Source organism: Coxiella endosymbiont of Dermacentor marginatus (genome assembly GCF_907164955.1).
Lineage (GTDB): Bacteria > Pseudomonadota > Gammaproteobacteria > Coxiellales > Coxiellaceae > Coxiella.
Window position 1 is genome coordinate 59,992 of the sequence record NZ_OU015521.1, and the last position, 23,599, is coordinate 83,590.

Sequence of the window (23,599 nt, forward strand, 5' to 3'; positions counted from 1 at the left end):
ACAACAAAGATTCTAGATTTTCTTCATTCACAGCAATAGTTAGGATTCTAAGGAAAAACGTCTCATTATATCCTAGTTTTTCTTTTGAAAAGGAAAAATTTTAACTATACAAGTTACAAAAAATATGAGGTATGCAGTTAGTTATAGCACGTTGTTTTTATAAATCTTTTGGAAAGATAAAAATAATGTATGAGTCGTGAAAAAATTATGTAATGCACATAGGCGGTGAGTACGATCGGTTTAAGTGGGGACGCTCAAATCGAATCAAGGGCTATATTGAAAGACATTAATCCGAATTTAATTATTCGATTTATCTAGACTGTTATTTAAATACCGTTAATAAATCTAAGACGTAAACTTTCTTTCTAAGAAAACCAAAAGAATTACTAAGAAAGTAGCTCTTACTAAAAGATGATTATCCAATTAAAAAGTCGATGCTTTTTGCTCTTCTTCTACATTTCTAAAAATAGATTATTTGCACTCACTTATTATTATTTTTAATGATCGAGCAGTATATGAAGCTTTAATTCAACAACTAGTAAGATGCAAGATTTAGTTTAAATCCGCCTCTTACTACTGAATTTATTGCTAAGAAACTAGATAAGAAAGCACATCGATGTATCGTCATGTCACCTAAAGAATCGGATCTTGAAGTCGATAAAATTTTTATTACTCGGGATCATTGTTAACCTAGTGAGTTAGGAAAGTCTTATGATGGCAATTGATTTAAATAAACATTTGCTTAATTTATAGAGGTTAATCATTAACAAAAGCATTTTTCGGTTAAAATATTAATTGTTCTTATTATATTTATTGAAATTTATGAAATAAACAATACTTAATCTAAGAAGACAGGTCAGGGAATTTTAAAACGTTATTGTATTACACAAACTTCAAGCTATGAATTTATATCGTTATAAATACTGATTTTTGATTAACTCTACTTTCTTTTAGCTACTAGAATTTGATTTTCATTAAGGCTAAGATTTTCATTTTAATGAAATAAGTCTTATCTTTCCTAAAGTAAGAAGCGATTAATATTAACTTATTGATTTTTAACGGTGAGCTTGAAAAAAGTTTTTTAGCAAAAAAGCGCACTCATTTGCTAAAATTCCACCTGTCCACACAATACGATGATTAAGCCAAGAGTTATCCAATAGTTGGAAAACACTTTTAACAGCTCCAGCACGTGGATCAAAAGCACCAAAAACAAGACGCTGAATTCTAGCTTGAATGAGAGCGCCAAGACACATCGAACAGGGTTCTAAAGTGACATAGAGAGTCGTTCCTACTAATCGGTAATTACCAAGATTTTTAGCAGCCTCTCTGATTGAAAGCATTTCTGCATGGGCTGTAGGATCTGTCAATCCAATAGGATGATTAAATCCCTTCCCAATAATTTCATTATCTTTTACTAAAACCGCGCCGACCGGTACCTCTTGGTTTTTTTCAGCTTGACTTGCTAAGAAAAGCGCCTGCCGAATAAAAAATTCATCAGTTATACAAAACATTCTTTTTATTGTTTTAGGATTTTTTATAATTCCGCTTTAACTAGCCATAATTCTCTTATTTGCGTAAAAGGATCTTGCTCTTTCTTCGTAAAATAGAAAGAAAGAAATTTTTCTTCTCTCGCCTACGATGGAAAGAAGATTTTTAGCTGACGCTAGAACTTCAATAAAAGATGAGTATAGCAAGATTAAACTCATAAGATAACTAGAAAAGAATTTATTTTATAAAGTGTTTTTTTATAGCACTTTTTTACTCTTTTTGTCAGGTTATTATACGATTCATGATTTTAGTCAAGATCTACAGATTGGCAACGAAGTTATGAGTCATGCATCTAAACAATTTGCAAATAATTAATTTATTTTTTAATGATATAACTTACCTTTCTAGAACGCCCTAGCTAGAATGGTTTCTTTTACATTTAATCAATTAAAATAAGTAAAAACTTCTAATAAAGGCTATGATCAGTAGTGTTAATTAAGAACCGGATATGATTAGAAATCAGATTTAAAACCACCTATTTCAGGACACAATATGAAAAAATAAATGATGCGCCTATAACATCACCTTACAAAAATGTAATGATATTTTTACTAGCATTTATTTTTTCAAAAATCAATAAATTTAAGTCAAAAATGTCTTATATATTGATTCGCTTAATAAAAAATGCCACTATTACGTTTCTTAGAAAATGGAAAAGACGTTAAAGTATAATAATAGCGATGAAGAAGATTAAAACAGCTGTAATTGGCGTCGGCTATTTGGGTAAATATCATGCGGAGAAGTATGCTGTTTTACCGAATTCAGAGCTTGTGGCTGTTTGCGATATCGATTTTGAAAAATGTTATTCGAAAGCCAACGAATTAAACGTTAAACCTATAAGCAATTATCAGGTACTCCTTGGTCTTGTGGATGCTGTGAGTATTGCTGTTCCAACTCCTCTTCATCATAGAATAGGGCGTTTTTTTTTAGATAATGGCGTTCATGTTCTCCTGGAAAAGCCTATTGCTACTTCTTTAAAAGAAGCTGATGACTTGATTTCCGCTGCTCAGAAAAATAACGTTATCCTTCAAATCGGTCATCTCGAACGTTTTAATAGCGCTGTCAAAGCTATAGAATCTCAAATTTCTAATCCCAGATTTATTGAGTCGCTGCGTCTCGCTCCCTTTAAATTGCGAGGCAGCGATGTCAATGTGGTTTTAGATTTGATGATTCACGATATCGACATTATCCAAACTATTGTTAAATCAGATATTCACAATATCTCTGCGAACGGTGCTTCCATTTTATCCCCTTATATTGATATTGCTAATGCTCGTATTGAATTTAGTAACGGATGTGTAGCTAATGTAACTGCCAGTCGTGTGAGCCCAAAAACCGAGCGTAAATTACGAATTTTCCAACGTGATAATTATATTGCTATTGACCTTGATCATAAGAAAATTGCTATCTTTCGAAAAGGAACTCAAGAAATATATCCTGGTATTCCCGAAATCACTTGCCAGGTTAAACAATTTAAAAAAGGTGATGCTTTACTTGAGCAAATACTAGCGTTTCTTGATGCTATTATGTATAAAAAGCTTCCCTTAGTTTCCGGAGAAGAAGGAAAAAGAGCTTTGGAGACAGCCTTAGAAATCTTATTAATTGTCCGACGAACTAACGAACAATTTCCAATTTCTTCGGTCACTATTTCTTAAAATGAAAACCTATGCAAAACAGATTCTAATCGTCGCAGGTGAAGCTTCCGGTGATTTACTTGGTGCTCACCTTGCGAAATCACTGAGTTCTCTTAATCCACACTTAAGACTTGCTGGTATGGGCGGAAAAAAAATGCGGGAGGCAGGAGTTGATATTTTTATTGAGGCTGAAAAACTTGCAGTCGTCGGAGTATTAGAAATAATTTCTCAATTAGGTAATATCCTTGCAGCTCGATGCTCTCTAAAAAATCGCTTTAAAACTGATCGGTCTGATTTAGTAATTTTTATTGACTATCCAGGCTTTAATTTGCATATGGCTAAGCAAGCTAAAAAGGCTGGAATTAAAGTTCTTTATTACGTAAGTCCGCAAATTTGGGCATGGCGATATGGCCGAATTAAAAAAATAAAAAAATATGTGGATCATATGGCAGTTTTATTTCCCTTCGAGGAAGAATTGTATCAACGAGAAAATATTTCCGTAAGTTTAGTTGGACATCCGTTAATTGACATTGCTGTGCCCTCTTTGCCACGTGAAAAAGTGTACCAAAAATTTGATTTATCAGAAAAAACACCCATCATTAGCTTATTTCCGGGAAGTCGTTCTCAAGAAATTACTCGCCTGCTACCTATTATAATTTCCGCTACACGCCTTATTAAAAGGCGCATCCCTAATGCTCAATTGGTGTTACTGCTTGCACCTAATGTTTCTTCTCGAAATGTTCAAAATTTTTTATTTCCAGATATTAAAATTGTTAAAGATAACACTTATAACATACTGTCCGTATGTGATGCAGCTATCGCTGTCTCCGGAACAGTTACATTAGAAATTGCTTTATATCAAATTCCTTTTGTTATTGTCTATAAAGTAAATCCACTTACTTATTGGTTAGGCAAACGATTTATTCGAATCCCGTTTATTGGACTCTCCAATTTAATAGCCGAAGAGCGCATCACATCTGAATTTATTCAGCATCAAGCTACTCCTCAAGCTATTGCTAATGAAATTTGCCGATTATTAGAGGATTGTTCTTATCGACAATCTTGCTTAGACAAGTTAAAACTGCTTCGAACTAAGCTAGGCGATGGTGGAGCATCCCTCAAGACGGCACAATTAGCACTAAAAATTATAACATGTTAACTTATGTAATTTTTTATTGATAAAATCTGATAATTTGTTAAGCTGCACCTAAATAATGTGGAGGAGAGATAATTATCAGCAATTAGAGAAGATTTATGAAAACGATACTCTAACTCTTCTGGCAGTATTAATTAATAAGCATTCTCTTCTTTAAGATAAAAAAGAAAATGAATCTATACTAGTATAAACAAGGAATATAAGAATTTGATTAATGGTTAAATCCTGTTAGGATGAATAATGTCGCCCGCTCTGCCAAATGGAACATACTGAATATATGATCAAAAAACATTGGACTTTTAAATTAAGGCTTTCCTTGAAAGAGAAGGCACTTTAAATATAAATATACTTATTTTATGGATCGGATATTTTACTCTACTAACAAATGAGCACATTACAGTCTCTTAGACAATTTACCCTATTTAATTTGATCAATTTTCTTAGAACGATCCTCGATAGGCAGACTTTAACACAATTTCTCAGAGTCATTTACGTAAGTTTACTTTATCAATAAATTATTCCCTTATTATTCTTGCTGTTCTTAATAGATTCTCTAGTATTATTTATTCTATCTTCTATAAAAACAAAGTTATTCAGCGAAAAGGATGCATGCTTTCCCTTCTTTTCATGTAATTTGGGCAATTTTAGTAGCTTATGTCTTGTTAATCTGTTCAAGATAACTCATATTCTATAGTATAGGGAAAATTTATTCAGTCCCTCTATTATGTCACGAGTTCGGTTTTGATCATATTAGTCCTTAAAATCAAGAAAATCTGATTTAAGAAAGGGTATCGAATGTCGAAAATTGCTCGTTGTTTCTATAACGTGCAAATCCACGTCTACGAACGGAGCCATTAATCATCATCAACAACAGATTAATCTCTGGAGTTTCTATTGCTAATTTTTCGAGTTTAATCTGAATATCTTCCAATTTGAGACGAGTACGATAAATCAGTCGATACGCTAATTTCAACGACTGCATGGTTTTAGAACTAAAACCATGGCGCCTTAAGCCGACGGAGTTCAATCCTGTGGGAATTCCAGGATTTCCAGTAACAAGCATGTAAGGCAAAATATCTTGGTAAACCTTTGTCGCACGTCCTAGAAAACAATAGGCACCAATCCGGCAAAATTGATGTACTCCTGAAAAAGCACCTAAATTCGCATGATCACCAATTTCAACATGCCCTGCAATAGAAGCTGTATTAGCAAAAATAGTATGACTTCCCACTCGACAATCATGCGCCACGTGTGAGTAGGCCATCAAATAATTATTATCACCAATACAAGTTACACCATGACCTTCGTAAGTCCCACGATTAATAGTCACAAATTCACGAATGACGTTTCTATTTCCAATCTCTAGTCGAGTCTCCTGATCTTTATACTGAATGTGTTGAGGATCAGAACCAATAGAAGCATATGGATAAATTTTATTATTTTTTCCTATCGTAGTATTTTCACCAATCATAACATGAGAACTAATTTGGGTGCCGTCTCCAATTACGGTATTCTTATTAATAAAAGTCCAGGGACCAATAGTAACATCTGAGCCAATTTTCGTACTAGAATGGACAAGCGCTCTTTCATCAATCACTCTTTTTGTCCTTTATTGTCATAAATTCAGCTTTACAAGAAAGCTGACCCTCGACCTTTGCCTCTCCCTTAAATTTCCACAAACGGCCCGATTTCAATACCCTAACTTCTAAAATTAATTGGTCGCCAGGTTCGACGACGCGCTTAAAACGTGCATTATCAACACCAGCAAAAAAATAAATATCTTCATAATATTCAGGCAAATCTAAGGATTTAACAATTAAAATTCCTGCTGCTTGTGCTAGAGACTCAATGATCAAAACACCTGGCATTACTGGGCGAACAGGAAAATGTCCCATAAAGAAAGGTTCATTGGCTGTGATATTTTTAATTGCTACCAAAGACTTATGTTTTTCCATCGCTATCACTCGATCAACCAACAAAAAGGGATATCGATGGGGAATATATTTTTTAATCTCCCTGGTTTCTATTATATGCATCGTATAACCTCTCTAATCGTTTTAATCGTTTTGCAATTTCTTCAAGTTTCCAGAATCTAATCACACTTTTTCGCCATTCCCGACCAGGCTGCATTCCTGTTCCTGACGAATACACTCCAGGCTTGGTAATTGATTTTTGAATCATGCCCATCCCTGTAATAATGACGTTGTCGCAAATATCAATATGACCATTAAGGCCTGCACCTGCACCAATCATACAGTAGCGTCCGATAGTAGTGCTCCCAGCGACTCCAGCACAGCCAGCAATAGCTGTATGTTCACCTATGTGAACGTTATGGCCAATCATAATTAAATTATCCAATTTAACGCCGTTTCCAATCACTGTATCTTCGAGCGCTCCTCGATCAATTGTGGTATTGGCTCCAATTTCCACATCGTTACCAATAATCACTCGTCCAACCTGAGGAATTTTAACCCACCGATGTTGTTCATCTCGCGCTAAACCAAATCCATCAGCACCAATAACCACGCCACTATGAAAAATACTTCGATCATCCACAATTGTGTGAGAACATAAAGTTACTCGACTATACAAACAACAGTCCGCTCCCAGTTGAGTTCCATGGCCAACAATCGTTCCGGCTCCAATAACAGTTCTAGAACCAATCACTACATCATCTTCTATGACTGCATAAGCTCCAATATGAACCTTGGCATCAATTTGACAATTCTTCCCAATAACAGCCGTTGGATGAATACCTGACTTTGTCATCACTTGAGGTCGCAACAAGGTTAATAATTTGATAAGTCCTAACTTAGGATTCGGCATAACAAGAGCATTAACAGGACAGTTTTTTGCTAATTTCTTATCCAGTAATAATGCCGAAGCTTTTGTTTCAGTTAAATATTTTTGATATTTTTGATCTGCCAGAAAACTTATTTCTCCAATCTGAGCATGCGCAATTGAAGCAATATTATGAATTTCACAATCTCCATCGCCCTTTACTTTGGCACCGATGGCATTTGCCAGTTCTTTAAGTGTATAAGTTATTTCAAATTTTGTCACAAAATTAAAGGCTATTTAATTCCGAAATTACATCCAAGGTTATATCTCTACTATCTCTGGCATAAAGCAGCGTATCTTTTGGTAAAACCAAATCTATTTTTTCCTTCTTAGCAACTGTTTTTACAGCACCTGAAATTTTTATTATAAATTTACCAATAGCTTGATTCTGTGCTTTATATAACCTTTGCTGAAATTCTACTTGTGACTGCTGAAATTCCTTTTGTTCTTCTTGAATTCTGTTACGTAAATCTTCAGTTTCTTTTTTACTCATTACAACTTCATTACGTTTCAACTTTTTAACATCCTCTCGTAAGTATTTATCTAAATTAATAATTCTTTCACGTTGCGGTAAAAACTCCTTTTCAAGCTGAATATTAATAGCTTTAATTTGTGGTGAGGCTTGAAAAATTTGTCGCATATCCACCTTTCCTATGGTTTGTCCAATAGCAGACGCTGCCCAGCTCATGATCACTGATAAACAGGTGACTACAAATAAAAGTTTCATAGTGACGTTCTCCTTAAAAATAAGTAGCGCACATTATAGTTCAGGTTTATGTGTAAACCAAGATCGATCATACATAAAAATTAGGAATAAAATGGAGACCTTTAGCTATCCATCTTCGCACTTACAAGCTCATCCCTAAAGAAAATTGAAATGCCTGAAAATTATCCCCTGCCCGCCGATTCAGCGGGAAAGCCAAAGTAAAATTGATTGGCGCAAAAGGAGTGTACCATTCCATAGAAAGGCCTAATGAAGGCCGAAAATTTTTAAGGGAAAATTTATCGTCTTGGATAATCTGCGGTTGCGTATTAGATTCAGGATCAGAAGGTCCTCCATGAGCCGGAATCGCAATATCTCCTGGGAATCGAGGTACCTGAAAAACGTTTCCTGTATCAAATGCGACAGCAGTACGGATTTTTTGACTAAAAAATTGCGGTAAAATTAAGTGCACTCCAAAAATAGTTTCTAAATTGCCACCAATAGCGCCAAAATCTCTACCAAGAGGATAACGATTTTTTGGACCTAACGAATTTGGGGCGAAAGCAGGAACAGATCCAATTCCTCCAGAAAAAAAATTTTTGAAAAAGGGTAATCTAACATGACCAAATCCATCTCCATAACCGAGGGTTGCTAATAAATTTAAAATAAACCCATGATCTAGTGGTTGATAATATTTTTCTATGTACGTTACTAAATAATAATTTAAACTAGATTTAAAAATTGGAACGCCTACTTCAAGATCTAATCCTGTATAAAGACCTTTAGTTGGGAAAATAGTGCGGTTAAATCCGTTATAAACCAAACTGGCAGTCAATCTAACTTGGTTATAGTTAGCGCTAGTATTCTGCACACCATTAGTGGTACCTAAAAATGCAAGCATACTCGGTGCCGCGTTAGCGATATCAATCTGACTAATAGTAATATGTTCCAAACCACAACCAAACGTAATCGAATTACGTTCTGAAATAGGATATCCATAGGTTACATCAGATCCATAACCATCTTCTAAATAAGACGTAAGATTAAACTTTTTATCCGGTTTAATACGAGAATAATAAATTAAAAAGCCTCGCTGTAACCCATAGGTCGTATAATAAGGGTTCTTGTAACTAATGGAATAGTTTTGTTGGTATTGACTATTTTGAAGTCCAATCGCAATGTATTTACCTGTTCCCATAAAATTGGGTTCTAACATAGTAGCACCATATAAAAATCCATAGACATCTGAATAACCACCTTGAATGCTAACTCGTCCTGCTGCAATTTCTTTCACGTAATAATACAAATCCACCTGATTAGAGAAGTTGGGCACAGATTTTAGAGTGTAATTAACATCGGACAAATAACCTAGTAATTCTAGGCGTCGTTTTGATTCTTCAATTTTTGATAAAGAGTATATGCTTCCTTCATATTGACGCATTTCTCGACGCAATACTTCCTGGTCTGTACGCTGATTACCAAGAAAATTAATTCGTCGCACATAAACACGTTTGCCAGATATTATGTTGAAATTTATATGAACCAAATGTCTTTGATCATCTATTTTTGGAATGATTATCACTCTTGCAAACGCGTAGCCCTGATCTGCTAGAAAATCAACAATTTTTTTATTAATATCAATAACGACTTGACGAGAAAATACATCACCGGTTTTTAACGCAATTAATTTACGAAGTCGATCTGTGAAACTGTAATTTTTACCATTTATCTCATAACCACTGACTCGATATACTGGACCTTCATTAATGAAGACAATGATATAAACGCTTTTCTTATCGGATGACCATCGAATTTTATAGGAGATAACTCGAAAATTTAAATAACCATGGTTTAAATAAAATGCGGTAAGATTTTCTAAATCTTGTTCTAATTTCATTTGTGAATAGTAGTCAGCATGACTCATCCATGTAAATAAATTAGGATTCGTTAATTTGAATTGGCTGTGCAAAGTATGCGTACTAAACACATGATTTCCAACAAATTGAATCGAGTGAACTTTCGCAATCCTTCCCTCATTAATATTGATATGGAGCGCTACGAGATTACGAGACTCTCTGATAACATTAGTGGATATGTGAGCAGCGTGATATCCCATTGCATCATATTGTTGTTCTAGTCCCTGCTTAATTTGCTTTAATTTAACAGGATCAAAATGTTGTCCTTCTATAATTCCTAACTTATTTAAAATGGTCTGCAACTTTTTACTAGCGATAGCTTTATTACCATTAAGACAAATTAAACTTATTACAGGACGTTCTTTTACTATGACAATGAGAACCCTTCCGTGGTGACTTAGCTGAATATTGTCAAAAAATCCAGTTTTATAGAGTGCTACAATAGCAGATTGACCTCGTTGGGAGGTATATTTTTGCCCTTCACGAATCGGAAAATAACTGCGTACTGTGCTCTCCAAAATTCCATGCAAACCTCGAATTTGAATAAAATGCACAACAAAACTATAAGCTGCTAAATTAAAGGGAAGCCAGAAAACAATTAGTCCAATGAAAAATAAGAACAGTTTATGTAATCTCATGATAATATGGCTATTTTATTAATTATTCCTCATCTTTACCTAAGATCTATTGATAATTCGCTATATTCAGCTGCGCCATAAATCCTTAGATTAAACATAAGAAACATTATAACACCTGATTTATGATTATCTATAGCTAAGAGAGAAGAAACTCAAAATGATCTGAATTATCAAATAAAAACTTGTTTCCTCTCACACTCACTGTATCCCAATCAATTTAATCTCATTTGGAAAAATGGGAAATTGAAGAGGACTTTTACTTTTTCTACCTTCTTTTCCAACCGAATCTTTCTGTGGAAAAATAGACTTCTTACAGCTTATCTTCACATTTACGCTTTGGCATCAGCCGTAATCCAAATCATTATCAAGAATTGAGAATACTTAGAAAAAATACTACCTAGACAATATCCTTTAATATTATTAGTACTGACACTCTTTAATCGCCTTTTACCAGTGCGTACTATCTATTTTACTTTACCTTTAGAAGTTTATTCAATAATTGTGTTAACTCGAACAACAGCTGCACTTTTCGATTAATCAATCTCCACCTTCAAAATCCGAAAAGAACTTACCACCTCTAGCTGATTCAGTAATTAATTGGCTATTAAAAACTATCCGAACCCCAAATATGTCCTTATTTCAGATAACATTATTTGCGTAGACAAAAAATATCTGCTGTCAACAGCCTATTAAGCTGAGGAAAGTACGTTATCGCTGATATGTTATTCTTCACGCTGATTGCCAGGAGCACTTAAAAACGATTCCGAAACACTTGATATAATCTTCCATATTAAAAAGGATTTGCTAGGCTTCATTGTTTCAGATGGTTTGGGTACAGAAAACGCGTACTTTTCTAATTTTGTTGTATGCTATTAACTTATTATACCTTCAGAATTTTGCTAGTATTGTCGAAAGATCCAAAAGATTTACTCACGCTGAGAAAGGTATACAATAGTGATCTCTGTTTTTCTGTCGTATTACCCAATGTTATTGTTAGAATTCTAGGGGGGGGCGGAAAGCATCACGAGTTTGCTAAGAATCATTTGTGCCTTTTAGGCTGTTTGGATAGTGTACAATAGATTGACCATTATTATTGTCCCTACTGTATAGTATGGAAAATTGTCTTTACTTATACCACACACGAATTCAGGCAAACTTATGTGGGCGTACGAAAAATTTGAGCGTAGGAGCTATAGTACTGATCAATCTGGAAATTAAGTGCTAGCAAATTTCTAAGAACTGGGCGGGCCGATGAAAAAAGGTTGCTTGAAAACACAGGCTCCTGGAAAATTGATCTTATCAGGTGAACATGCTGTAGTTTACGGGCATCCGGCACTAGCAGTGGCCATCAATCGCTATACACAAGCTACTGTTCGTTGGATGATGCTATCGCTACATTTTTCCTTCCACTTCATGGATCTTAATTTTAGGCGAGAGGTTACACTGCAAACACTTCGTAAATTTAAAAGAAAAATTAAAAATCAATATCAAGGATACTGTCTAGGTAATTTAAGTATTAGAGAAGTTTTAAAAAAACCCTTTGAACTTTCGCTTTTCACATTTATTAATGTACTAGATCTTTTAAAAAGCAAATTACCAATGGGTATTAATATTATTACCGGTTCTAATATTCCCATTGGTTGTGGAATAGGATCTTCGGCTGCCAGCGTAGTAAGCTTAATTTATGCACTCACACACTTTCTAGATATAAATCTCAATTTGGAAGATTACCTCAAATTAGGGATGGAATCAGAAAATTTGCAGCATGGTTGCTCTAGCGGTTTAGATGTCCATACTGTTTATCATGGTGGATGTTTGCGTTATGAAAAAGGTCAATTTAAAAAACGTCCGATTCCAGATTTTCCAATGCAATTAGTGCAAACAGGACAACCACAGAGTAATACTGGTGAATGCATTTCAAAAGCATCTTCTTACTTCAAGAAAAGTCATATTGGTAAAGATTTTTCAGAGCTCACTAACGAACTTGATCAAGCGTTACAAAATCGTAACTTTGAAAATGTAAAAAGCTGCATTCAACAAAACCACCGATTATTAAAAATTATTGGTGTTGTACCCGATAAAATAGATTGTTTTATTGTTGATGTAGAAAAACTTGGTGGTGCTGCAAAAATTTGCGGCGCAGGGAGCGTGCAGGGAGATAAAGGTGGCGCTGTTTTGGTTATTTCTGATAACCCAATTAATAATCTCGCTAAGCAGTATGGCTATTCTATTATCCCTATTCAAATTGATAATCAGGGAACTCGCATTGTATAAAGCAAAAGCTTCCGGCAGTTTAATGCTGCTCGGCGAATATGCTGTGTTACATGGTAAGACAGCATTAGTGGCTGCTATCGATAAATTTATTTTCGTAACTCTTAGCCCTCGCAGTGATGATCAGATTTTTATTGATTCTTCTTTAGGCACATTAAGTATTAATCGCCATCAGATTACTTTACAAGCACCATTTGAGTTTGTGCTAGCAACATTAGCTCTCACAAAACCTCCTTCTGGATGTAATATTGAAATTAACTCTGATCTATTACCTTCTTCTCTCGGATTAGGAAGCTCATCAGCAGTAACTGTGGCATTATTAATAGCATTAAATAGTTGGTGCAAAAAATCGTCAAACAAGTCAAATCTCTGGCAAGAAGCTTCTAAGGTAATTCACCGAGTGCAAGGTGGAGGATCAGGCGCTGATTGCGCAGCAAGTATTTTCGGTGGAGTGATCGCCTTTAATAATTCACCTCTTTCTATCACATTTTTGAGAGAAATGCCACCTTTAGTAGTAGTCTACTCGGGAAGTAAATTTACCACTGATCGCGCGATCAACATTGTTAATAATCGACGCAAACAATATCCAATTAATTACCAAAAGATAGATGAACAGATGAATAAACTCTCAATAAAAGCAATCAAAGCTATTAATACCTATGATTGGACTTCTCTAGGTAATCTATTCAATTTGGGTCAAGAACTCATGAAAATTATGGGGGTTAGTAATGTGCTTTTAGAAAATTTAATCCAAGGCTTACGTGAACAACCCCATATTTTAGGTGCTAAAATATCGGGCTCTGGCTTAGGTGATTGCATCGTTGGTGTAGGAAAACTTATGCCGAATTTTTTTCCACGCAATGAAGAAGAAAAAAAGCTTGGGGTTAAGCAAATTCCACTTGCCATTACTTCTGAGGGAGCAAGTTTTAATGAAGCACAATGCAGTTTTCCAAAAATTACTCTCTCAAAAAAATAAAACACCCATTAAATCTTTTGGACAGGCTTTTGCACCCTCGAATATCGCTCTATGCAAGTATTGGGGTAAGCGTAATTTAGAGCTCAACTTACCTGTCACTTCAAGCTTATCCATATCCTTGGGTAATAAGGGTGCCAATGCTAAAATTTTGCCTTCACCACATCAGAATCACGAATTAATTATTAATAAAAATTTATTAAATTCAGAAAGTGGCTATGCTCAACCATTACTGGCTTTTTTAAATAAATTTACGTTTCTTGACATTAAAGCTTTTCACTTACAACTCGATTTTAATGTTCCTATTGCTGTTGGTCTTGCTTCATCTGCCTGTGGTTATGCTGCTGTTGTAAAAGCAATGAATGATCTTTTTGGATGGCAATTAGACGGGAAAATCTTATCGATTCTCGCCAGGCTAGGAAGTGGGAGTGCATGCCGTTCGATCTTTGATGGGTTTGTGCAATGGCATCGCGGAACTGATCCCGATGGAATGGACAGTTATGCAGAACCATTAAATGAAAATTGGTTAGAATTGTGCATGGGAGTTTACATTATAAGTCCTCAAAAAAAAACAATCAGTTCACGCGAAGGAATGCAACGTACTGTAGCCACTTCCGCACTTTATAGTGCATGGCCTCAAAAGGCGAATGACGACCTTCTTTATTTAAAGGAAGCAATCACCCAAAAAAACTTCTCTCTCTTAGGACGGATTGCTGAATCTAATGCATTGGCAATGCATGCTACAATGCTAGCTGCATGGCCACCTTTGATGTACTCTTCTCCTAAAACTATCCAAATTATCCAAAAAATATGGATGCTTCGGGAAGGGGGGTTAGAAATTTATTTTACCCAAGATGCAGGAGCAAATATTAAATTATTATTTTTAAAGAGGGACAATGAAAAAGTAATGCAACACTTTCCTAGGCTCGAAGTCATTACACCTCTTAAAGATACTGTTGTCCAAAAAGTCATACTCGTTGATGAAAAAGACCAAGTGTTAGGAAGTGAAGAAAAAATAAAAGCTCATTATGAAGGCAAATTACATCGCGCTTTTTCAGTTTTTACTTTTTCTTGGCGAAAAAATGAATGGCAATTACTTCTTCAAAAAAGACATCCTGATAAATATCATAGCGGTGGGCTATGGACAAATACCTGTTGTAGCCACCCACGACCAGGAGAAAATATTATTGATGCTGGTGAGAGACGACTTTTCGAAGAAATGGGACTAAAAATTTCTTTAAAAAAAGCAGGAAAATTTCGTTACACGGCTGAGGTAGGTAATAATTTAATCGAAAATGAATACGATCATGTTCTCACTGGGTTTTTAACTAATGAAAAGACGTACTGTAACAAAAACGAAATTAGTGCTATTCGTTGGATTAATATTTTTGATTTAAAGGAAGAATTTAATAGAAATCCTCAAAACTTTACGCCTTGGTTTAATCAAGCATTAAAAATCGCATTAAAAAGCATACCGAGTTTTCCAGACAAAGTATAAACCCATTATCGCTTTATACGTCTTACTTACTCTTTATCCAAGTAGTAATAAAGAGCCTAGAAGAAAAATGGGAAGTGCAGCAAGGATACTATCAATGCGATCTAAGATACCACCATGGCCAGGAAGTAATCGACCCGTATCTTTCACTCCGGCTTGTCGTTTTAACATACTTTCGAATAAATCACCGATAATTGCAAGTATGGCTGTAACTAAAGCTAATAGGTTTATTAATATCAAGCGAAAAAAGGATTGACGAAAAACGAGAGAAATAATAACAGCGATCACTAATGTCAAAAAAGTACCACCCCATACTCCTTCCCATGTTTTATTAGGACTCACGCGCGTAATAAACGTTCGCTTACCCCACCACTGACCTATTGTGTAAGCCCCTATATCCATAGCCCAAATTAATATTAAACCAAATAACAACCAACCAGGTCCACCAATACTTTCACGTAACGTAACTCCCGCAATCCAGCAGGACGTTAACACAAAAAAGCTTATAACAATTTTCGTTGTTTTATACTGGAATCCTAAGGGAAGGAACCCATTTGCATAACAAATAACGGCCGCTGCTATCCATAACCAAACAGCACAAGATATAATTAATACCCAAAAGATTGGAAAATAATAAATCCTTATTAGAGCTAATAAGATAGCAATCATATAAAGCCATCGAAGATAATAATTTTTTATTCCTGCTAGAGCTGACCATTCCCAGGCAGCCCAGGCTATCATAGCGCCAATTAAAAAACCAAACCATGGCATAGGTAAATACCAAATTACTAAGAGCAAAATAGGAATTAGGATCAACAATGTGAGCACACGGTGCTTAAACATATTGTGCTTCAACCTGTTCTGGTGTTAATCCAAAACGGCGTTGACGTATTTGATAAAATGCTAAGGCTTTCTCAAGAGTATTTGCATTAAAATCAGGCCAATAAGTTGAGGTGAAATAAATTTCCGTATAAGCCGCTTGCCATAACATAAAATTACTTAAACGTTGTTCACCACTGGTACGAATTAATAAGTCTGGATCGGGTAAATCACTTAAACATAAATATTCTTGAAATAATTTAGTCGTTACTGATTCAGGATTTATTTCCCCATTCTGGATCTTTTCACCTAACCGTTGGGTGGCTTGTACAATGTCCCAGCGACCGCTGTAATTTAAAGCAATAATTAATTTTAAACCTATATTATTTTTCGTACGCCTCTGAGAGGCATGGATCTGCGCCAATAATTTTCTATCAAATGCTTGATGATCACCAATAATTCTAAGACAAATATTATTTTTGTGGAGTTCATCTGTATTATGTTCCAAAGAATCTAAAAATAAGGACATTAAAAAATTAACTTCCGACTGAGGCCGTGCCCAATTTTCCAAGCTAAAAGCAAAAAGGGTTAAAACTTCAATCCCTTTCTTGCTTGAATATTCAATTACCTCTCGCACAGTTGTAGCACCTGCCTTGTGGCCTGCTATTCTTGGTAACCCACGGCACTTGGCCCATCGGCCATTACCGTCCATCACAATTGCAATATGGCGAGGCAAAGAATTTGAACTCACTTCAAAAACCTTTTCTTGCTTAGGAATGTTCCCCGCCTCTCAGAGGCCATACTGAAATGAGTCTCATTATCATATATCCATTAAGTCCACCTCCTTTTGAGAGGCAATTTTATCTACTTCTGAGATTTGTTCATTTGTGAGCTTTTGAATGCTGATTTGTATTTGTCTTTCCTCGTCTTTGCTAATTTCTTTGTTTTTTAATAATTCCTTTAAGGCGTTGTTGATTTCCCGACGAATATTTCTTATTGCCACTCGTGCTTTTTCAGCCTCGTCACGCACCACACGAGAAAGCTCTTTTCGACGTTCTTCTGTTAAAGGAGGCAACGGAACTCGAATTACCGTTCCCGATATGGACGGATTTAAGCCCAAATCTGCGGTTTGGATAGCCTTTTCAATCTGGCTCATCATACCCTTTTCCCAAGGAGTAACTTTGAGCACGCGAGGACTTTCAATAGAAATTGTTGCCATTTGATTAAGAGATGTATCAACGTTACAATAGCTTACTTTAACATGTTCTAAAAAGCTTGGATGTATATGTCCAGCCCGTAGTTTCGCTAATTTGGTTTTTAAAGCTAATACGCTTTTTTCCATTCTCGCTTTTTTATCTTTGATAACGTCGTTGACCATAGTAAACTCTCACTCAATCCTCTCACTACCTAACTAGAAAGAAAAAATTAGAAAAAAAAGAAAATTAGAAATTTGCTAGAAAGAAAAAATTGGTTCTGTTTAACCTCGATCCACTAAGGTCCCCTCTTCTGTACCTATAATTACCTTAAGCAGAGTTCCTGGTTTATTAATATTAAAGACTCGAAGTGGTATATTGTGATCTCGACATTGGTAAAATGCGGTGAGATCCATGATCGCTAATTCCTTTTCTAAAGCTTCTTGGTAAGTTAAATGCTTATAGAGTTTTGCATTCGGGTTTTTTTCTGGATCTTCTGAATAAACACCATCCACATTGGTAGCTTTTAAAACTACATCGGCACCGATTTCAATCCCCCTTAAACTCGCTGCCGAATCAGTAGTTACCAGAGGATTTCCGGTACCAGCAGCAAAAATTACGACACACCCTTGTTGCAAATGATGGATTGCTTTGCGCCGATGAAAGGCATTAGCTACTCCTGTCATAGGAATAGCAGATAAAATACGGACCGGTAAATCGGATCGCTCAAAGGCATCTCGTAGAGCTAATGCATTTATCAAAGTTGCTAACATGCCCATGTAATCGCCTGTTATACGATTGATACCCGCCTTTTGTAAGGCAGCTCCACGAAAAAAATTTCCTCCTCCGATAACAATGGATACCTGTACACCCAGCTGATAGACTTGAGTGATGTCTTTTGCCATACGATTCAAAACGGCAGAGTCAATAGCGCAGGTGCCTTTTCCCATAAGTGCCTCACCACTCATCTTTAAGAGTATTTTCCGATAAAGAGGTTGCTGAATCCTATTCGTCATTAACGATTTCCCTGTATTTATTGATTACCTTTTTAGTATTAGCGAAATTCATTAACGAAATTTTCTGAATCTTGCTCGATACTTTCACCTACTTTAAAACGCACAAAGGCTGTAATAGTTACTTTTTCCGATTTTAATAAATTACCTACCAGAATTTCCGGATTTTTTAAAAAAGATTGCCCTTCCAGGCTTATTTCTTTTAAGAATTTATTCAAGCGACCGTCTATTATTTTAGTAATAATATCTTTAGACTTTCCGCTTTCTTTTGCTTGTGCTATTAAGATTTCTTTTTCCTTTTCCACTGTTTCAATAGGTACGTCACTGGCCCGAATCGCTTGCGGATTAAAGGCGGCAATATGCATGGCAATATCTTTAGCTAGAGCTAATTTATCTTTGTCGGAATTAAGTGCTACTAAAACTCCAATCCGACTTCCATGGGAATAATGACCAATGATACCGCTATCGACAGATAATAATCTCACACGGCGAATTTGAATATTCTCTCCAAGTTTAGTAATAAGCTCTTGTCTAGCTTTCTCCAGAGTTGTTGATAAACTAGGCTGATAGAGAGTAGGCGTAGCAACAACGTCGGTAATTTTTTCTGTCAAACCGCGTTCAGCTACATTTTGAGCAAATGCTATAAATTCCTTATTACGTGCTACAAAGTCAGTTTGACAATTTATCTCCACTATGTAACCTTTCTTACTATCATCACTTACCGCAATAACGATTACCCCCTCTACTGTTTTTTTCCCAGCTAACTTGCTTACTGTTGCCTCACCCGCTTTACGCAATTCTCGAATAGCAGCTTTTATATTACCGTTGGTGGTTTGCAGAGCTTTTTTACACGCCATAATGCCAGCACCAGTGACACTTCGCAATTCTTTGACCATAGCTAAGGTAACTATTGCCCTCATTACTTCTCCCTCCCCTTTATTTATTTTCTGCTTCAGCTTTACTTTCTTCGTTTTCTGCTTAAGGATTTAGCATCCGATCTTACCTACATTGGGGGATTGGATCTTCTTTTTTCGCGAAGAAGGCCAACTACTGCCCCGCCCGTTCTGCTTCAATTTTTTCTTGGTGATGAGCTGCTTGATTTTCTTCATTATTTCCAACTTTCTCAGCTAATTTTGTCTTTCTGGTTATTATTCTTTTCACTTTGGTTTTAGTTTTTATTTTACTTTTTTCTTCTTCTTTAGGCTCTTCTTCTTTTTTCAAGTCTAAAATACCACGAGCATTAATAATGACGTCAGCCAGTGCTTTGCAGTAGAGTCGAATAGCACGAATAGCATCATCGTTACCAGGAATAACATAATCGATGTTGTCAGGGTTTTCATTCGTATCAACTACACCTACGATTGGAATGCTCAAGCGTTTAGCTTCTTGAATGGCAATCTTTTCATGACCTACATCTATAACGAACAAAACATCTGGTAAGCTACCCATATTTTTAATGCCAGCTAAATTAGCCCCCAATTTTCCTTCCTCACGCACCAAATTCAAGATTTCTTTCTTAGTCATTCCTATAAGATTATCTTCATTTTTTAAATACTCTTCGAGTTCCTTTAAACGTTTAATCGATTGATGAACGGTTTTATAATTAGTCAGCATGCCTCCTAGCCAACGATGGTTCACATAAGGCATACCACAACGAATAGCTTCTTCTTTCACAATTTCGCGAGCTGCAAATTTAGTGCCTACAAACAAAATTTTCCCGTTTTTCAAAGCTATATTCCTAACAAACGCTATTGCCTCCTGAAAAAGAGGCAATGTTTCTTCAAGATTAATGATATGGATCTTTTGACAAACTCCGTAAATATAAGGAGCCATTTTGGGATTCCAGTAACGAGTCTGGTGACCAAAATGAATGCCAGCTTCCAACATTTGACGCATAGTTATATCAGTCATATTTAAATCTCCGGAAGTCAGGGAGTCATATTTATTCCGGGCTAAAACTTCCATATATCCCACAATACAACCTGAGTTAGAAAGTACCAAAATGCCGTAGCATATATTTATTTGGTTTACTATAATATTCAGTTTACTATAATGTTCACTAGATAACCGTTGTGTTAGTATACCACAAATTAAATAAAGATGATAGAATGGAAGCTCAGTAATGGAGTTCTAATGGAATCTTGCATCTTTTGGAATAACACCTCTATACTTCTAACAAATGTCAATATCAATTAAAACATCTGAAGAGTTGAAAAATATGCGCGTTGCTGGCCGTTTAGCGGCTGAGGTGCTTGAAATGATTGAGCCTTATGTAAAGGCCGGAGTTACCACTAATGAGCTTAATATGATTTGTCATGACTACATCACAAATGTTCAGAAAGCCACTCCTGCTTCATTGCATTATTTGGGATTTCCCAAATCTATTTGTACATCAGTCAATTATGTAGTATGTCATGGGATTCCCAACGATAGAAAATTAAAAGAAGGTGATATCATTAATATTGATGTGACTGTTCTAAAAAATGGCTACCATGGAGACACAAGCAAAATGTTTGCTGTAGGTAAAATTTCAAATCATGGAAAGCGGCTTATTCGTATTACGCAAGAATGTCTTTATATTGGAATCTCCATGGTCAAACCAGGAGTACGGCTAGGTGATCTCGGTGCTGCTATCCAAATGCATGCGGAAAAAAATCATTACTCTGTTGTTCGAGAATACTGTGGTCATGGTATAGGTAGCGTATTCCACGAGCCTGAGTTACAAGTTCTTCATTATGGTATACCTGGAACAGGAGTGATTTTAGAACCAGGCATGACATTTACAATTGAGCCTATGATTAATGCTGGCAAACGTCACATTAAATTGCTCAACGATGATTGGACAGTTGTCACTAAAGATCGACGTTTATCAGCTCAATGGGAGCATACACTCGCAGTGACTGAAGATGGTTACGAGGTTTTTACTTTACGTAAGGAAGAGGAAATTAAAATTTAAAAAAAGGAACCTTCAATATGCGTTTTATCATTTTTTAACTAAGTACAATTAATACAAAGTATTGGTGAATTAAGGAGTCATAACCCCAAACCCCGCTCGCAGTTTTCAATTAAGTTCTACATTGCCTACTCTCATCTGAATAACACCGTAGACTTAGTAAAAGCATTCTCAGAAGGCGCAATTTGAAATTGTATAAAAAACTTCAGCTAAACGCCGCACACGAAATTTATGCTGAAAATCCTGACCAGCATATATTATACCATCGTCTATTAAACATACATCTCCTTCTTAAGACATACAATGAATGACTGTGAGATATTATTGATTCAAGTAATTTACTTAATTAGCTTAAAATGTTATTGATGAAACTACCGTATAGCAGAAAGTCCCGTTGCTGCAACAACCCCTTGACCAATTTCAGCAGGTGATTTGACAGTAAAAACACCAGCTGCTTCTAAAGCTGCATATTTATCTGCTGCCGTTCCTTTTCCTTCAGAAATAATAGCTCCCGCATGTCCCATTCTTTTACCGGAGGGCGCAGTCATTCCAGCAATGTAGGAAACTACCGGTTTCTTTATATTGGATTTAATAAAATCCGCCGCTTCTTCTTCTGCTGTACCACCAATCTCGCCCACCATCACTATGACTTCTGTTTGGGAATCCTTCTCAAACAACACTAAGACATCAATAAAACTGGTTCCAAAAATAGGATCACCTCCAATGCCAACACAGGTACTTTGACCAAATCCCAATTGTGTAATTTGATTTACGGCTTCGTAAGTCAAAGTTCCAGAGCGAGAAACAACACCGACTTTGCCAGGTTGATGAATATGCCCTGGCATAATCCCAATTTTACATTCTCCTGGTGTAATAACTCCAGGACAATTTGGCCCAATTAAACGTACATTAGGATGTTGTTTAAGATAAGCTTTAACGATCAGCATATCGAGAACAGGAATTCCTTCAGTAATGCAAATTACCAAATTTATTCCTCCGTCGATTGCCTCAATAATAGAATCTTTGCAAAAAGGTGCTGGGACAAAAATCATAGTGGTATCAGCGCCTGTTTTTGCTACAGCTTCATGTACGCTATTAAAGACAGGCAGTCCTAAATGTGTTTGCCCTCCCTTCCTAGGCGTCACACCACCTACTATTTTTGTTCCATATTGCAATGCTTCCTTGGAGTGGAAGGTACCATTTTTTCCCGTAAAACCCTGACAAATTACTTTTGTTTCTTTATTAATTAAAATACTCATTATTCTGTCTTTTTATTTGTTGAATAATTTTTTTCGCGGCACCTGAAAAACTTTTTTCAGCAGTGATGTTTATACCACTTTCTGCAAGTTTCTTAGCTCCTAATTGAGCATTGTTCCCTTTTAAACGAACAATCACTGGAACATAAACACCTATTTCTTTTACTGCACTAATAATGCCTTCAGCGATTAAATCACATCGAACAATTCCGCCGAATATATTCACGAAAATTCCTTTAACATTTTTATCTGAGACGATAATTTTAAAAGCTTTAGCTACTCGATCTTTAGTGGCACTTCCACCTACATCTAAGAAATTAGCTGGCTCACCGCCCGCCAACTTAATAAGATCCATTGTAGCCATTGCGAGTCCTGCACCGTTTACCATGCAACCAATGTTTCCATCTAATTTAATGTAACTTAATTCCCATTGTCGCGCTAAAGTTTCGTATTCATCTTCTTGGGTTGTATCACGCATTTTACGAAGTTCAGACTGACGATAAAGCACATTATCATCCACATCTAATTTTGCATCTAAGCAAAGAAGCTTTCCTGAATCGGTAATTGCAAGAGGATTAATTTCCAATAAACTCAGATCGCGCTCGATAAATAGTTGATACAGTCTGATAACAATATCTGTAAATGATTGCATGTGAACAGGATCTAAATTTAGACCAAAGAATAATTGCCGACTTTGAAAAGGTTGTAATCCAACTATAGGATTAACAATTATTTTTAAAATTTTCTCAGGGGATTTTTTCGCTACTTTCTCAATTTCGATCCCACCTTCTGCGGAAGCTATAAAAACAATCAGCTGAGAAGAGCGATCAATCAACGCACCCAAATATAATTCTCGAATGATATTTGATTTTTTTTCAATTAAAATTTGATTTATCGGTTGCCCACGTTTGTTTGTTTGATAGGTAACTAAGCGCGTCCCTAGTAAGTTTTTTACAGCAGACTTTAATTCTTCTCTATCGTTAGCTAAACGAATACCACCTGCTTTTCCACGACCACCTGCGTGCACTTGGGCTTTAATTACCCAACAATTACCACCAATTTTGTTGGCTGCATCGACGGCTGCTTCCAGATTAAAAATCACTTCACCCGGAGGTACGGGAATGTTGTATTCTTTTAATAGATTTTTTGATTGATACTCATGTAATTTCATATTTATTTGTCTTTTTTCT

20 protein-coding genes are annotated in these 23,599 nt (G+C 35.8%); 6 read left to right on the top strand and 14 right to left on the bottom strand.

The window, feature by feature from the left end:
• Window positions 1–1,055: 1,055 nt before the first annotated feature.
• Window positions 1,056–1,511 (bottom strand): tRNA adenosine(34) deaminase TadA, encoded by a 456-nt coding sequence (gene tadA / locus ONG85_RS00255; RefSeq protein ID WP_264435590.1) that lies wholly within the window; start codon window positions 1,509–1,511, stop codon window positions 1,056–1,058.
• A 717-nt stretch (window positions 1,512–2,228) separates the two neighbouring features.
• On the opposite strand from tadA, the gene ONG85_RS00260 reads away from it, so the two are divergent.
• Window positions 2,229–3,203 (top strand): Gfo/Idh/MocA family protein, encoded by a 975-nt coding sequence (locus ONG85_RS00260; RefSeq protein WP_264435591.1) that lies wholly within the window; start codon window positions 2,229–2,231, stop codon window positions 3,201–3,203.
• A gap of 1 nt (window position 3,204) precedes the next feature.
• Window positions 3,205–4,341 carry a lipid-A-disaccharide synthase gene (gene lpxB / locus ONG85_RS00265; RefSeq protein WP_264435592.1) on the top strand — a complete coding sequence of 379 codons (1,137 nt, stop codon included), beginning with the start codon at window positions 3,205–3,207 and terminating at the stop codon, window positions 4,339–4,341.
• A gap of 775 nt (window positions 4,342–5,116) precedes the next feature.
• On the opposite strand, the gene lpxA is transcribed toward lpxB, so the two are convergent.
• The 5 genes from lpxA to bamA all read right to left on the bottom strand — a co-directional run bounded on the left by lpxA (window position 5,117) and on the right by bamA (window position 10,436).
• Entirely contained in the window at window positions 5,117–5,935 is an 819-nt protein-coding gene (gene lpxA, locus ONG85_RS00270) for an acyl-ACP--UDP-N-acetylglucosamine O-acyltransferase (protein WP_264435593.1), read from the bottom strand.
• Window positions 5,928–6,374: a 3-hydroxyacyl-ACP dehydratase FabZ gene (gene fabZ, locus ONG85_RS00275; protein WP_264435594.1), complete on the bottom strand. Its 447-nt coding sequence runs from the start codon at window positions 6,372–6,374 to the stop codon at window positions 5,928–5,930. The genes lpxA and fabZ overlap by 8 nt, the downstream gene beginning before the upstream one ends.
• Window positions 6,346–7,386 carry a UDP-3-O-(3-hydroxymyristoyl)glucosamine N-acyltransferase gene (lpxD, locus tag ONG85_RS00280; protein ID WP_406566718.1) on the bottom strand — a complete coding sequence of 347 codons (1,041 nt, stop codon included), beginning with the start codon at window positions 7,384–7,386 and terminating at the stop codon, window positions 6,346–6,348. Before lpxD ends, fabZ begins: the two co-directional genes overlap by 29 nt.
• A gap of 19 nt (window positions 7,387–7,405) precedes the next feature.
• Window positions 7,406–7,906, bottom strand: coding sequence for an OmpH family outer membrane protein (locus ONG85_RS00285; protein WP_264435596.1), 501 nt, complete (start codon window positions 7,904–7,906; stop codon window positions 7,406–7,408).
• A 121-nt stretch (window positions 7,907–8,027) separates the two neighbouring features.
• The gene (gene bamA, locus ONG85_RS00290) at window positions 8,028–10,436 is read right to left on the bottom strand and encodes an outer membrane protein assembly factor BamA (RefSeq protein WP_264435597.1); all 2,409 of its coding nucleotides are present in this window, start codon (window positions 10,434–10,436) and stop codon (window positions 8,028–8,030) included.
• Window positions 10,437–11,687: 1,251 nt separating this feature from the next.
• Here bamA and mvk point away from each other — a divergent pair.
• The 3 genes from mvk to mvaD are packed head-to-tail and all read left to right on the top strand — an operon-like array spanning window position 11,688 to window position 15,178.
• Window positions 11,688–12,710 (top strand): mevalonate kinase, encoded by a 1,023-nt coding sequence (gene mvk, locus ONG85_RS00295; RefSeq protein ID WP_264435598.1) that lies wholly within the window; start codon window positions 11,688–11,690, stop codon window positions 12,708–12,710.
• Window positions 12,703–13,683 (top strand): mevalonate kinase family protein, encoded by a 981-nt coding sequence (locus ONG85_RS00300; protein WP_264435599.1) that lies wholly within the window; start codon window positions 12,703–12,705, stop codon window positions 13,681–13,683. The genes mvk and ONG85_RS00300 overlap by 8 nt, the downstream gene beginning before the upstream one ends.
• Window positions 13,637–15,178, top strand: a complete 1,542-nt coding sequence (gene mvaD / locus ONG85_RS00305) for a diphosphomevalonate decarboxylase (RefSeq protein ID WP_264435600.1) — start codon at window positions 13,637–13,639, stop codon at window positions 15,176–15,178. The genes ONG85_RS00300 and mvaD overlap by 47 nt, the downstream gene beginning before the upstream one ends.
• Window positions 15,179–15,211: 33 nt before the next feature.
• Here the strand turns inward: mvaD and ONG85_RS00310 are convergent, their stop codons facing one another.
• The 6 genes from ONG85_RS00310 to rpsB all read right to left on the bottom strand — a co-directional run bounded on the left by ONG85_RS00310 (window position 15,212) and on the right by rpsB (window position 20,111).
• Window positions 15,212–16,018 carry a phosphatidate cytidylyltransferase gene (locus tag ONG85_RS00310; protein ID WP_264435602.1) on the bottom strand — a complete coding sequence of 269 codons (807 nt, stop codon included), beginning with the start codon at window positions 16,016–16,018 and terminating at the stop codon, window positions 15,212–15,214.
• On the bottom strand, window positions 16,011–16,772 hold the full coding sequence (locus tag ONG85_RS00315; protein ID WP_264435851.1) for an isoprenyl transferase: 762 nt from the start codon (window positions 16,770–16,772) through the stop codon (window positions 16,011–16,013). Before ONG85_RS00315 ends, ONG85_RS00310 begins: the two co-directional genes overlap by 8 nt.
• Window positions 16,773–16,814: 42 nt before the next feature.
• Window positions 16,815–17,372 carry a ribosome recycling factor gene (frr, locus tag ONG85_RS00320; protein ID WP_264435603.1) on the bottom strand — a complete coding sequence of 186 codons (558 nt, stop codon included), beginning with the start codon at window positions 17,370–17,372 and terminating at the stop codon, window positions 16,815–16,817.
• A 99-nt stretch (window positions 17,373–17,471) separates the two neighbouring features.
• A complete protein-coding gene (gene pyrH, locus ONG85_RS00325) occupies window positions 17,472–18,203 on the bottom strand; it encodes a UMP kinase (RefSeq protein WP_264435604.1) in 732 nt (243 codons plus the stop codon).
• A gap of 38 nt (window positions 18,204–18,241) precedes the next feature.
• Window positions 18,242–19,120 (bottom strand): translation elongation factor Ts, encoded by an 879-nt coding sequence (gene tsf / locus ONG85_RS00330; RefSeq protein ID WP_264435605.1) that lies wholly within the window; start codon window positions 19,118–19,120, stop codon window positions 18,242–18,244.
• A gap of 127 nt (window positions 19,121–19,247) precedes the next feature.
• Window positions 19,248–20,111 (bottom strand): 30S ribosomal protein S2, encoded by an 864-nt coding sequence (gene rpsB / locus ONG85_RS00335; protein ID WP_406566719.1) that lies wholly within the window; start codon window positions 20,109–20,111, stop codon window positions 19,248–19,250.
• Window positions 20,112–20,379: 268 nt separating this feature from the next.
• Between rpsB and map the strand changes: the two genes are divergently transcribed.
• Complete coding sequence (map, locus tag ONG85_RS00340) at window positions 20,380–21,156, top strand: type I methionyl aminopeptidase (RefSeq protein ID WP_264435606.1); 777 nt, start codon at window positions 20,380–20,382, stop codon at window positions 21,154–21,156.
• A gap of 368 nt (window positions 21,157–21,524) precedes the next feature.
• Here the strand turns inward: map and sucD are convergent, their stop codons facing one another.
• Together sucD and sucC are read right to left on the bottom strand one after the other, a co-directional pair.
• The gene (gene sucD, locus ONG85_RS00345) at window positions 21,525–22,412 is read right to left on the bottom strand and encodes a succinate--CoA ligase subunit alpha (RefSeq protein WP_264435607.1); all 888 of its coding nucleotides are present in this window, start codon (window positions 22,410–22,412) and stop codon (window positions 21,525–21,527) included.
• Window positions 22,396–23,580, bottom strand: coding sequence for an ADP-forming succinate--CoA ligase subunit beta (sucC, locus tag ONG85_RS00350; RefSeq protein ID WP_264435608.1), 1,185 nt, complete (start codon window positions 23,578–23,580; stop codon window positions 22,396–22,398). The genes sucD and sucC overlap by 17 nt, the downstream gene beginning before the upstream one ends.
• Window positions 23,581–23,599: the final 19 nt, after the last annotated feature.